The organism is Nocardiopsis sp. Huas11, from assembly GCF_003634495.1.
In the GTDB taxonomy this organism is placed as follows: Bacteria; Actinomycetota; Actinomycetes; order Streptosporangiales; family Streptosporangiaceae; genus Nocardiopsis.
This window is the reverse complement of the sequence record NZ_RBKY01000001.1, coordinates 5,949,827-5,962,068: the sequence shown is the minus strand read 5'-3', so window position 1 is coordinate 5,962,068 and position 12,242 is coordinate 5,949,827. Positions and strand designations below refer to the sequence as shown.

At 72.8% G+C, this 12,242-nt stretch carries 9 protein-coding genes; 4 read left to right on the top strand and 5 right to left on the bottom strand.

What is annotated here, in order from left to right:
• Positions 1 to 98: 98 nt before the first annotated feature.
• Entirely contained in the window at positions 99 to 869 is a 771-nt protein-coding gene (locus tag DFP74_RS26845; RefSeq protein ID WP_199725793.1) for an AfsR/SARP family transcriptional regulator, read from the bottom strand.
• Positions 870 to 948: 79 nt separating this feature from the next.
• Positions 949 to 1,740, bottom strand: a complete 792-nt coding sequence (locus DFP74_RS26840; protein ID WP_121185906.1) for an AfsR/SARP family transcriptional regulator — start codon at positions 1,738 to 1,740, stop codon at positions 949 to 951.
• Positions 1,741 to 2,049: 309 nt separating this feature from the next.
• Here DFP74_RS26840 and DFP74_RS26835 point away from each other — a divergent pair, with 309 nt between their 5' ends.
• The 4 genes from DFP74_RS26835 (at position 2,050) to DFP74_RS26820 (ending at position 9,504) form a co-directional block, all read left to right on the top strand.
• Positions 2,050 to 3,666, top strand: coding sequence for an FAD-dependent monooxygenase (locus DFP74_RS26835; RefSeq protein WP_158613068.1), 1,617 nt, complete (start codon positions 2,050 to 2,052; stop codon positions 3,664 to 3,666).
• Between the two features lie 22 nt (positions 3,667 to 3,688).
• Entirely contained in the window at positions 3,689 to 6,016 is a 2,328-nt protein-coding gene (locus DFP74_RS26830; RefSeq protein ID WP_121185902.1) for an MMPL family transporter, read from the top strand.
• Positions 6,017 to 6,086: 70 nt separating this feature from the next.
• Positions 6,087 to 7,112, top strand: a complete 1,026-nt coding sequence (locus DFP74_RS26825; protein ID WP_147453918.1) for a cyclase family protein — start codon at positions 6,087 to 6,089, stop codon at positions 7,110 to 7,112.
• A gap of 157 nt (positions 7,113 to 7,269) precedes the next feature.
• The gene (locus tag DFP74_RS26820; RefSeq protein WP_121185898.1) at positions 7,270 to 9,504 is read left to right on the top strand and encodes an MMPL family transporter; all 2,235 of its coding nucleotides are present in this window, start codon (positions 7,270 to 7,272) and stop codon (positions 9,502 to 9,504) included.
• Positions 9,505 to 9,636: 132 nt separating this feature from the next.
• On the opposite strand, the gene DFP74_RS26815 is transcribed toward DFP74_RS26820, so the two are convergent.
• The 3 genes from DFP74_RS26815 to DFP74_RS26805 all read right to left on the bottom strand — a co-directional run bounded on the left by DFP74_RS26815 (position 9,637) and on the right by DFP74_RS26805 (position 12,125).
• Entirely contained in the window at positions 9,637 to 10,797 is a 1,161-nt protein-coding gene (locus DFP74_RS26815) for a DUF418 domain-containing protein (protein ID WP_121185896.1), read from the bottom strand.
• Positions 10,798 to 10,875: 78 nt separating this feature from the next.
• Positions 10,876 to 11,127, bottom strand: coding sequence for a DUF5988 family protein (locus DFP74_RS26810; protein WP_121185894.1), 252 nt, complete (start codon positions 11,125 to 11,127; stop codon positions 10,876 to 10,878).
• Positions 11,128 to 11,129: 2 nt separating this feature from the next.
• Positions 11,130 to 12,125 carry an AfsA-related hotdog domain-containing protein gene (locus DFP74_RS26805; RefSeq protein ID WP_121185892.1) on the bottom strand — a complete coding sequence of 332 codons (996 nt, stop codon included), beginning with the start codon at positions 12,123 to 12,125 and terminating at the stop codon, positions 11,130 to 11,132.
• Positions 12,126 to 12,242: the final 117 nt, after the last annotated feature.

The window sequence follows — 12,242 nt, the reverse complement described above, 5'->3', positions numbered from 1 at the left end:
ATGGCTGCCTCCTCCGCAGTCGGTGGTCCCACTCTCGTGGGCTGTGCTGATCCGGTGATGACCGGTCGCTGACGGGCCGTTGACCCCGGCCGCCGGGGTCAGCCGGACAGGGCCAGGCCGGGGTCGTGGTTGAGGATCTCGGCGTATCGGCGCTGGAGCTCGCGCCCCGGCTCCAGCCCCAGTTCGGAGGTCAGGCGCAGGCGCACGCGGTGGAACAGCTCCAGGGCCTCGCCCTGGCGTCCGGACCGGTACAGGGCGAGCATGAGCTGGTCGCAGAAGCGCTCGTGCAGCGGGTGCTGTCCCACCAGGCGGCGCAGTTCGGGGATCACCTGCCGTTCGTCGCCCAGGGCGAGCCGGGCGGTGACCAGGTCCTCCCAGCAGGTGAGCCGGCGCTCGTCGAAGAGGGCGGCCGCGGCGCGGCAGCGCATGCCGTCGCCGGCGTCCAGCAGGGCGGGGCCCCGCCACAGGTCCAGGCCCCGCTGGAGCAGGTCGGCGGCGGCGCCGGGGTGCTGGTGCAGGGCGGCGGCGCCCTGGCCGGCCAGGGTCAGGAAGCGGTTGCCGTCCACGGTCGCCGAGGGCAGGTCCAGGACGTAGCCGTTCTGGACCGAGCGCAGGACCGGGGCGCTCTCGCCCGGCGGGGCGAGCGGCTCCAGGATCCGGCGCAGCCGGGTGGCGTGCGCCTGCAGGGCGTTGCGGGCGTTGCCGAGGGAGTCGTCGGCCCAGAGTTCGTCGCACAGTTCGTCGTGGGAGATGACCGTGCCGGGGTTCAGGGCCAGAACCGCCAGCATGGTGCGGACCTTGGCGGCGCGGACCGGGTGGCTCTGGCCCGCGGCCACGATGGTCACGTTGCCGAGGATCGTGATCTGCACGGTGCTCCTAGGGCGTGTATGACGGGTGCCGCCCGTCGCGAGCGGCGCAGGGGGAAGGGGAGGGTGAGGGCGGGGGCGGTCACGAGGCGGCGCGCACGGGCCGGGGGCGGGCGAAGGGGTGGGCGCCGCGCGGCCCGTCCGCCATGAGGATCTCGTGCTGGAGCCGTTGGGCCCGTTCGGAGGGCTGGAGGCCGAGCTCCTCGTCCAGCAGCCGGCGCAGGTCGTGGTAGGCGGTCAGTGCCTCACCGCGTCGTCCCGACCGGTGCAGGGCGGTGATGAGCTGGTCGTGGTACCACTCGCTCAGCGGGTCGGCGGCGATGAGGGACCGCAGCTCCGGCACCAGTTCGCGGTGGCGGCCCAGCCGCATGTCGGCCTCGACCCTCAGCTCGACGGCGTGGTGGCGCAGCTCCTCCAGGTAGGTGATGTGGCGGGAGAGCACCGGGCCGGCGGAGGTGTTGGCCAGCACGCGGCCGCGCCACAGGTCCAGCGCCTCGCGCAGGTGCTGGGCGGCCTCCTCCATCCGGTCCTGGCGGACCAGGGCCCGGCCCTCCTCCACGCGGCGGGCGAAGACGGTGGCGTCCAGCTGCTCGGGGTCCACGCTCAGCAGGTAGCCGGTGGGTTCGGTGGTCACCGTGGCGGTGCCCGCGGGCAGGGACCGGCGCAGGTGGTAGACGTGGGTGCGCAGGATGGCCGCGCCGCCCGGAGCGGGCCGGCCGTCCCACAGCTCCTCGGTGACGGTGCCGGTGTCGACCACCTGGTTGGCCCTGAGCAGGAGGAGGGCGAGAAGTTTGCGGACCTTCGTTCCGGGAGGAACGTGAACGCCGTCCTCGGATCTCAGCTCAAGGGAGCCGAGAACACTGAAGTTGATCATTTGTGTCCTCGCAGTTCTTTTCGTGTGAACGGCATGGAAATTGATCTGGATCTCCCCATGGACAACGCTCCTGTGATCCACGACACTCTTTTGGAGAAGTGCGGTGGTGCTGCTCCTGACTTCGAGTTCTAGCAGCTCGGACCGGATCCACGACAGGGTGAATAGCCCAAGGTGCAAACAGGATGTCTCCTTGGATACATCGGGTGCGCCGGAGGTGTAACCCGATATGTAGCCGCGGGGGGATGGAGCCGTCCTTTCGGTGTCCAATGCTGGAGTTCACAGAACTTCGCTGAGAAATGGGGCCGAAACGTGAAGACGACAGTTCCGGTGCTCGTGGTCGGGGCGGGGCCCACCGGCCTGGCGCTGGCGTGCGAGCTCCTGCGGCAGGGGATCGACTGCCGCGTCATCGACAAGGCCGCGGAACGGCCGACCCACCAGGCCCGCGCGCTGACCATGTGGGACGGCGCGCTGGACGTGCTGGGACGGCACGGCATCGCCGACGAGGTGGTCTCACGCGGCATGCCGATGACCGCGGCCCGCTACTGGTCCCGGGGCCGCAACTTCGCCGACGTGCGCTTCGGCGAGTACGGGCAGGGCGCCGCCTCCCCGGTCATCATCACCCAGCCCGCCGTCGAGGAGGTCATGCGCGACCGGCTGGCGGCCCTGGGCGGGCGCGTGGAGTGGGGGACCCGGCTGAGCGGGCTCACCGACCGGGGGACCCATGTCGACGCGGTGCTGGAGGGTCCCGACGGGCCCGAGCGGCTGACGGCGAGCTGGCTGGTGGGCTGCGACGGCAACAACAGCACCGTGCGCGAGCAGGCGGGCATCGCCTTCGGCGGGAGCACCTACGGGCGCAGCTTCATCCTGGGCGACGGCGACATCGACCACGACCTCACCCCGGGCGAGGCGCACTACGTCCTGCACACCGACGGCGTGCTCGTGGTGGTGCCGCTACCCGACGGCAAGCTGCGCGTGTTCGCCGACGCCACCAACGTGGGCGACCTGGACACCGCGCCCAGCACCGCCGAGATCCAGCGCCTGGCCGACGAGCGCGCCCCCTTCCCCCTCAAGGTCCGCGACCTGCAGTGGAGCACCCGCTTCCAGGTCCACCTGCGCCAGGCCACCCGCTACCGCAAGGGCCGCTGCCTGGTGGCCGGGGACGCCGCGCACGTCCACAGTCCCGCCGGCGGCCAGGGCCTCAACACCGGGATCCAGGACGCGGCCAACCTCGCCTGGAAGCTCGCCCTGGTCCTGGAGGACCGGGCCGGGTCGGACACCTTGCTGGACAGCTACCAGGCCGAGCGCGAACCCGTCGCCGCCGCCGTCATGCGCTCCTCCCACCAGCAGACGCGGTTGTGGACCATGCGCTCGCCGATCACCCGCGCCCTGCGCGACGCCCTCATGGGCCGGGCCGCCCGCAGCGGCCTGCTCGAACGCCGCATGATCCCGGCCATGGCCCAGATCGACCTGGACTACACCGCCAGCCCGGCCGTGGGCGAGGGCGGCGGGCGCCGGGCGCTCGTGCGAGGGCTGCCCGACACCGATCTGGTGCCGATCGGGGGCGGACCGCGCACGAGGTTGAGCGCTCTGCTGGCCGACCCCCGGCACACCCTGGTCGTCCTGCCCGGCGGCGACACCGCCGGCGCGCGCCGGGCGGTCGAGGCCGCCGCGCCGCTGGCCGACCGCCTCCAGACCCTGGTCCTGCTCACCGACGCCGAAGCCGGCGCCGACGCCGACGCCCTCGCGGGCGCCTACCGCCTGCCCGGCGGCCACCGCGGCGCCGAGGGCGACCTCGCCGGGCGCCGCCTGGTGCTGGTGCGCCCCGACGGCTACGTCGCCGGCGCCGCCGCCACGCTCGACCCCGACGACCTGCTGCGGCCACTGGTGCCCTCGACGGCGCACGTGCCCGGTCCCGCCCACCCCTGACGCCGCGCCGGAGCGTGCCCTGATGTTCGACAGACTCGACGCCCTGACCACGCACCCCGTCCGGGTCCTGCTGGTCGCCGCCGTGTTCACCGCGGTCATGGCCGTGCTCGGCGGCGGTGTCGCCGAGCACCTGCTCAGCGGCGGCACCGACGACCCCGACTCGGAGTCGGTGCTGGCCCGGGAGGTCATCGACGAGCACTTCCCCGGGAGCCAGCCCAACCTCGTCCTGCTCCTGACCCCGGTGGAGGAGGACGCGCCGGTGGAGCACCCCGACGTCGTCGCCGCCGCCGAGGACCTGGTGGAGCGCCTGGCCGCGGAGGAGGGCGTCACCGGCGTGACCTCCTACTGGACCAGCGGCGCCCTGGCGCTGCGCACCACCGACGGCGAGCACGCCTTCGTCACCGCCCGCATCACCGGCGACGAGAACACCGTGGCCGAGGCGTTCACCCGCATCGCACCGGAGTACCGGGGCGAGCAGGGCGACGTCACGGTCCGCGTCGGCGGGGAGTCCGCCGTGCGGGTGGAGACCGAGTCCACGGTCGAGGGCGACCTCGTGCGCGGGGAGGCCTTCGCGCTGCCCGTCACGCTGCTCATCCTCATCCTGGTCTTCCGCAGTGTGGTGGCGGCCTTCATCCCGCTGGTCGTGGGCGTGGTCACCATCATGACCGCCAACGGCGTACTGCGGATCATCGCCCAGTTCACCGAGGTGTCGATCTTCGCCCAGAACCTCGCGGTCGGACTCGGACTGGGGCTGTCCATCGACTACGCGCTCTTGTTCCTGCGGCGCTACCGGGAGGAACGCGAGGCCTCGCCCGACCGGCGCGCCGCGCTGAGCGCGACCCTGCGCACGGCCGGGCGCACCGTCGTGTTCTCCGCGGTCACCGTCGCCGTGGCGCTGGCGTCCATGCTCGTCTTCCCGCAGTACTTCCTGCGCTCCTTCGCCTACGCGGGCATCCCGGTCGTGCTGTTCTGCTCGGTGGCGGTGCTCGTCCTGGTGCCGCCGGCGCTGGTGCTCCTCGGGGACCGCGTCGACGCCCTGGACCCCACGCGCCTGCTGCGCCGGCGGCGCACCGGGCCGGAGCCGGTCCCGGGCCGCACCTGGCACCGCCTGGCCACCCTCGTGATGGGCCGGGCGCCGCTGTTCGCGATCGGCACGACCGTGCTGCTCCTGCTGCTGGCCGTGCCGTTCCTGCGGGTGGAGCTCGGACCGGCCGACCACCGCCAGCTGCCCTCGGACTCCGAGTCGCGCCAGGTCGCCGAGTTCGGGGAGGAGAACCTGCCCGGGCGGGCCGAGGGCACCATCGACGTCCTGCTGCCCGTGGACCGCGAGGGCGGTCTCGACCCCCTGATGATCCCGCGCCGGGCCGCGGAGCTCTCGGAGTGGGACGGCGTGGCCGGTGTGATCACCCCCCTGGGGATCTACCAGGAGGGCGCCCTGGCCTACGCCCCCACTCCGGTGGACGTCGACCGGATCTCCGGCGAGTCCATGGTGCTGTCCGTCGTGCCCGACGACGACGTCGCGACGGTCTCCCCGGAGAGCCGTGCCCTGATCGAGGAGTTGCGGGAGATCCCCGGCGCCCGGGTCTCCGGGACGGCCGCGGTCTTCTTCGACTCCCAGGACGCGCTGGCCCGGCAGCTGCCGGTCGCGCTGGCCCTCATCGTGGTCACCGCGCTCGTGCTGATGTTCCTGTTCACCGGGAGCGTGCTGGTCTCCGTCCAGACGCTGGTGCTCAACACGCTGAGCCTGACGGTGATGTTCGGCGCGGTGGTGTGGATCTGGCAGGACGGCAACGGCAGCGCCCTGTTGGGCTTCGACACGATCGGCGCCATCGAGACGACCCTGCCCATCCTCATGTTCTGCCTGACCTTCGGGCTGTCCATGGACTACAACATCATCGTCCTGTCGCGGATCAAGGAGGAGTACGACCGCACCGGCGACCACCGTGCCTCCATCGCCGCGGGCCTGCAGCGCACCGGCGGGCTGGTGACGGCGGCGGCGCTGATCCTGGCCGTCGTGCTGTTCGGGATCGGCTCCTCGCAGATCACCAACATGCAGATGCTCGGCATCGGTGTGGCGCTGGCGATCCTGATGGACGCCACCGTGATCCGCGGGTTCCTGCTGCCCGCGCTGATGGCGATGGCCGGCGGCCGGGCCACCTGGTGGGCTCCCGCGCCGCTGCGCCGCCTCCACCGGCGCTTCGGGCTCCACGAGGGGCCCTCGGCGCCCGCCCCCGCCCCCGCCGAGCCCGGACGGGACCGTGCCGACGAGGCCGACGAGACCGGGGAGCCGCCGGCGGGTGCGCCCGCCGCGGTCGAGGACTCCGAGCCGGCCGTGCCCGAACGCACCTGACCCGGGAGGGGCGGCCGGACGTTCGCACCGCCCCTCCCTCCTTGCCACCGACCCCCACCCAGGAGGAGCCATGTGCTCACCCCAAGTGATCCTCGCGGCGCTCGGCGCGCGGGCCCAGACGAACTGCCACGACCATCACCACCGCGGGGCGGCCGTGCCTGAGGCGGCCACCACCGCGCCCACCGCGCCCACCGCCCCGGCGGCCCCGCGCCGGCGCCGGAACCGGTCCGGCCCGGCGCCCGAACACGGGGGACCGGTCACCGACCGGCGGGGCGCCCTGCGCGCGGCGGTGGCGGGCACCCTGGGCCTGGCCGGAGCGGTGGCCCTGCCCTCCACGGCCGCGGCCGCCCCGCCCGAGCCCACCGACCCCGCGGACTCCCTGGCCTCGGTCCTGCGCCGCGACCGGCGCCGGATCGTGGACCTGACCCACCCCCTCAGCGCGGACTTCCCGGTGTTCGATTTCTACGTGCGCCGTCCTGAGCAGCGGCAGGTGATGTTCGCCGACGTGGTGGGCTTCAACTCCGCCGAGTGGACGTTCAACGAGCACGCCGGCACCCACATGGACGTTCCGGCGCACGCCGACGCGGGCCTGGCCCACGCCGACGAGATCGCGCTGGAGGACCTCGTGGCGCCGCTGGTCGTGGTGCGCATCGCCGAGCGCGCCGAGCGGGAGAACACCACCGAGTTGACCGTCGACGACCTGCTCGACTGGGAGGACGAGCACGGCACCATCCCCGACGGCGCGTTCGTGGCCATGGACAGCGGTTGGTACAAGCGTGTCGGCGACGCCGAGGCCTTCCTCCAGTTCGACCGGTCCGCGGAGGTCATGCGCTTTCCCGGCGTGAGCGTGGAGGCGGCCGACTTCCTGGTCGGCGAACGCGACATCGTCGGGTTCGGCACCGACACCACCAGCCTGGACGTGGGTACGCGGGTGGAACCGCTGACCCACCGGGCTCTGCTGACGACGGGGCGGTACGGGCTGGAGAACCTGGCCGCCCTGGACGAGGTCCCCGAGAGCGGGGCCACGCTCGTGGTCGGGCTGCCCAAGCTGCGCGGAGGCTTCGGCGCACCGGTGCGGGCCATGGCCATTCTCTGAACCTGGGGCGTTCACGGTCACGGAGCGAGAAGTTCCGGTATCCGTTCTGTGGACAAGCGCCCCGCTGTGTGGACATTATAGATAAGCTGACTACCGATAGTAGATAGCGTTGCTATCGTCAGGCCAGGCTCCCGAAGGAGAGGCAAGGACCACCCTCATGTTTTCCTCACTTGGCAGGTTCACCATCCGACGGCGGTGGTGGGTGCTGGCCGCGGCCGTCCTGTTCCTCATCGTGGGCGGCGTCTGGGGCGCCGGGGCGGGCGGGACGCTCGGCGGCGGCGGAGGTCTCGACGACCCCAACGCCGAGTCCTCGCAGGCCGACCACATCCTGCAGGACAGCCTCGGCCGCTACACGGCCGACGTCGTCGTGGTCTACGAGAGCGACGAGCTCACCGTGGACGACCCGGAGTTCCAGCGGCTGGTCGAGGAGGCCGCCGCGCGTGTGCCCGCCGAGTCCTACGAGTGGCAGGAGACCTACTGGTCCACCGGCTCGGACGACTTCGTCGCCGACGACGGTCACAAGACCTACGTGTCCTTCCAGCTCGCCGGGAACTCCGAGGAGGAGCGCGTCGAGGTCTACCAGGACAACGACTACCCCGGCCTGCTGGACGTCCCCGAACTCGACGTGCGCTACGGCGGGCTGATCGCGGTCAACGACCAGTTCAACGGGATGAGCGCGGAGGACCTGCGCACGGTCGAGCTGGTCGCCACGCCGCTGCTGCTCATCATGCTGCTGTTCGTCTTCCGCAGCGTGATCGCCGCCCTGCTGCCGCTGTCCATCGCCGTGTTCGTGGCGGTGGGGTCGCTGGGCGTGCTGCGCGCCGTGGGCGGGGTGGTGGAACTGTCCACCATCGCCATCAACGTGGTGGTCGTCCTCGGTCTGGGGCTGGCCACCGACTACGCGTTGCTCATCGTCACCAGATTCAGGGAACAGCTGGCCAAGGGCCAGTCGGTCCCCGACGCGGTCGTGCACACCATGGGCACCGCGGGGCGCACGGTCGTGGTCTCGGGCCTGACCATCGCGGCCACCCTGGGCGGCCTGCTGGTCTTCCCGTCCCGCTTCCTGCAGTCGCTGGCCTGGTCGGGCGTGAGCGTGGTGGTGTTCGCCGTCATCGCGGCCGTCACCGTGCTGCCCGCCCTGCTGTACCTGGCCGGCCACCGCGTCAACTCCCTGCGCGTGCCGCTGCCGCGCCTGCGCCGTGCCCGCGCCGCGGACGCCGACGTCCGCCAGGACGGCTGGTACCGCACCGCGCACATGGTCATGCGCCGACCGCTCCTGTGGACCATCGGCCTGTCCATGGTGCTCCTGGCCATCGGCACACCCCTGCTCGGCGCCAGCTGGGCGCGGCCCGCGGAATGGGCCCTGCCCGAGGGCACCGACTCCAAGGTGGTCACCGAGGAGCTCACCGCGGACTTCGGCCACGACCCGACCAAGATCGTCACCGCCGTGGTGACCATGCCGGAGGGCGCCGAGACCCCCGAGGCGGCCGAGGAGCTCGACACCTTCACCGAGCGCCTGGTGGCCGTCGACGGGATCCACCGCGGCTCGGTCACCGGAGTGCAGGGCGACCTGGCGCGGATCACGCTCTACTACTCGATGGACCCGATGGGTCCCGACTCCCGGCCGATGACCGAGGAGCTGCGCGCGGTGGACACGCCCGAGGGCTCGGAGGTGCTGTTCACCAACCGCCCCTTCGGTGTGGCCGACATGCTCGACATGCTCGGCGAGCGCCTGGTGTGGATGGGCGCCATCGTCGCGCTGATCACCTTCGTCGTGCTGTTCATGGCCTTCGGCTCGGTGATCATGCCGCTCAAGACGCTGGCGCTCAACGTGCTCTCGCTCTCGGCCGCCTACGGGGCCATGGTGCTGATCTTCCAGTACGGCCTGTTCTCGGGGCTGCTCGGCTTCGAGCCGACCGGCTACATCGACGCCAACATGCCCCTGCTCGTGGCCGCGCTGGCCTTCGGGCTGGCGATGGACTACGAAGTCTTCGTCCTGGCGCGCATCCGCGAGAACTACCTGCGCACCGGGGACGCGGTGGAGTCGGTGGCCTTCGGCATCCAGCACACGGCGCGGATCATCACCGCGGCCGCCCTGCTGCTGGGCATCGTGGTGTTCGCGTTCGTCTTCATGCGGATCAGCGTGCTGATGATGATCGGGGTCGGCCTGGTGATCGCGATCGCCGTGGACGCCACGCTCGTGCGCGGCCTGCTCCTGCCCGCGACCATGAAGCTGCTCGGCCGCTGGGCCTGGTGGTCCCCGGCCCCGATGGCCCGCTGGTGGGACAAGTACGGGATCCCCGAGGAGTCCGGGGACGACGACGATGTGCCCGGCGGTGAGCCGGGGGACCGCTCGCGCGATCCGCTGGTCGGACAGCCCAGCGGCCTCTGACCGGTCGCGCCGCTCGCTCCGGAGCCCGTCCCCACCGTCCGGGGACGGGCTCCGGCCTTGTCCGTGTTCTGTGCGGCATTCCGGGCTCACGGCTCATCCGAAAGCCCGCAGAAGAACACGGCCCTGTCCGTGTCAGGCGCGGGGCCGGCCCTCGACCAGTCGGCGCAGCAGCGACTCGAAGGGTCCGCGCACGCCGCGCCGGTCCATCGCGAACGCGACCGCCGCCGAGGCGGTCCACACCGCCACGGCGACCGCGCACACCTGGGCCACGGTGAGCGAGGACCCCAGCCCCAGGGCGAAGGGCGACAGCAGCCCCACGAACGCGAACGACTGCGCCAGGTAGAAGGTCATCGACCGCCGGCCCAGGGCCACCAGCGCCCTCGTCACGATCCCGTGCGCGCGTCGTCCTCCCGGCGCCGCCAGGGCCACGAGCGCGGCCAGGCCCACCCCTCCGGCCAGGCCGGAGGGCAGGTGCGCGGCGGACAGGGCCTGGGTGAGCAGCGGAGTGGGGCCGGCCCACAGGCCCGCGTAGGCCAGGGCCCCCGGGAGCCCTCCCAGGACGGCCGTGCCGATTCCGGCCGCCGCGGTCACCGCCAGCAGCCGCCGGTGGGCCGCGGGCTCCTCCAGGATCCGGCGCCGGGCCGTCCACACCCCGAGCAGAGCGACCGGAAGGACGGAGAACACCCGGCCGACCGTCTCGACGGGCAGCGCCTGGAAGCGGTGGACCATCGCGGCCCAGGGATCGGGCATCGTCACCGACGCGGCGATGATCCCCGGTTCGCCGGACAGCTCGCCCGCCGCCACGATCCAGCCGACCGCGATCGTGGGCCCCAGCAGCAGCGCCGCCGACCACAGCAGGGTGCGGTCGCTCCAGCGCAGGACACCGGCGCACACGAGCGCGATCAGGCCGTAGACGCCGATGATGTCGACGAACAGCAGGGTGTGCGCCAGGCCGATGACCACCATCCACGCCCCCCGGCGGCGGATGAGGCCGCGCACACGCGGCCAGGGCGCGCCGTGGGCCGCCCTGCGGTCCGCGATCTGCACGAGCGCGTACCCGAACAGGAACGCGAACATGGGCCTGGCCCGGTGGTCCACCAGCAGGTCCAGCACCACCTCCGTGGCCCGGTCCAGGGCGGATCCAGCGGCCAGGGTCACGAACAGCGGCGCGTGCGCCAGGGCGATGCACAGCAGCATGTGGCCGCGGGCGAGGTCGGGCACGAGTGCGCGTGACGAGGGCTCCCGTGCCCCGTGGCCGGCGGCCGGTGCGTGATCGGATTCTCGCGTGGTCATGGTCCTCCAGACGTGAAGAAGCCCGCGAGGGCGGTCGGACCTTCCTCGCGGGCGTGGGTGCGGTGCTCTTCGGTCGGCCTAGCGGGCGGTCGTTGTGCGCTTGGTCCACTGGTAGACCGGCGTGCCGCCGGACTCCCGGGTGGACGTGACGCACGCGAAGTGCTCGTAGCCGCCTCGGTGGGGGATCGTGACGGTGTCGGTCTCGGCCCGCAGGAAGTGCCGGCGCAGTTCCTGCGGGAGGTCGGCCGGGCCGCCGACCAGGTGGACGTGGGCCGCGCCGGGGGCGGGGGCGGCGTGCGCGCGGGGGCGGCGCGGTTCGGGCCGGGACACGCTCACGACGCGGTGCCGGCCGCGAGTTCGACGCGGCCCCCGGCCAGGTGCTTGCCGAACTGGTACAGGCCCACGTCGACGGCGATCCGGCCGCCGGCGACCCGGACGGGCTCGGACACCGCGCACTCCAGGAGCGAGCCGAACTCGCCGAACCCGGTGAAGTGCGTCGAGCAGGCGACCACCGCCGCCTCGGGCGAGTCCAGCGCGCCGGAGCGGTGGGCGGTCACCGCCGCGGCCTGCCGGAACCCCTCCACGATGAAGGGGCCGGGCACATGGTCGTAGTCGTGGTCGAAGAAGGAGGGGTGGGTGCGGTCCACCGCGTAGGCGAACCGCGTGCGCCCGTCCTCGTCGGGGGAGTCGCTGTCGGCGATGACGACGTTGCGCCGGTCCAGCCGTCCGACCTGGGCGGGGGAGAGCGGCTCGGGCGTGGGCACGGCCTCAGGGGGCGTCGCGGGCTTGCGCGAGAGCTGGAAGGCGCGCAGGGCCTCGTAGTCCTCCGCCGGCATGAACACCACGTCCGCGGTGAGCGTCATCGCGGTCGCGCCGCCGATGGACACCTCTCCCCGCAGGGTCAGCTCCGAGAAGTCGGAGCCGCGCTTGTTCTGGTCGGCGACGCGGTAGCGCAGCACGCCCTCCAGGGGTGTGGCGCCGTCGTCGGCGTAGGGCGCCAGGTCCGGGACGTCGAAGGCGAAGCGCTGGAGCGTGAACGGCAGCCCCACGGCGACTCCGAGGTGGCGGTGGATCGCCACGAAGGAGCCCTGCCGTGCGGCCTCGGCCACGGAGAACGTGTCGTGGCGGGCGACCGTGCGGTCGAACCACAGGGAGTGGGCGCGGGGGAGCTGGATCGCGAGGAACACGTCGCCGTCCTCGGCCTGCACGGAGTCGGTGACGAACACCTCCCCGATCGCACGGCGGTGGGCGATGGAACACGGAACGGACTGCTCGAAGCTCAGGGACTCGACGGGGCGGGCCGGGGGCTCGGCGATCGGTGCGGTCATGGGATGTCTCCCTGCTGGTGGGATGCGGTGGGCGGGTGCGGGTGCGGGTGCGAGGTGCGAGGTGCGGCAGCGGCGGGGGCCGTCGGGCGGGGCCCGGGCGGGCCCCGCCGGTGGCGC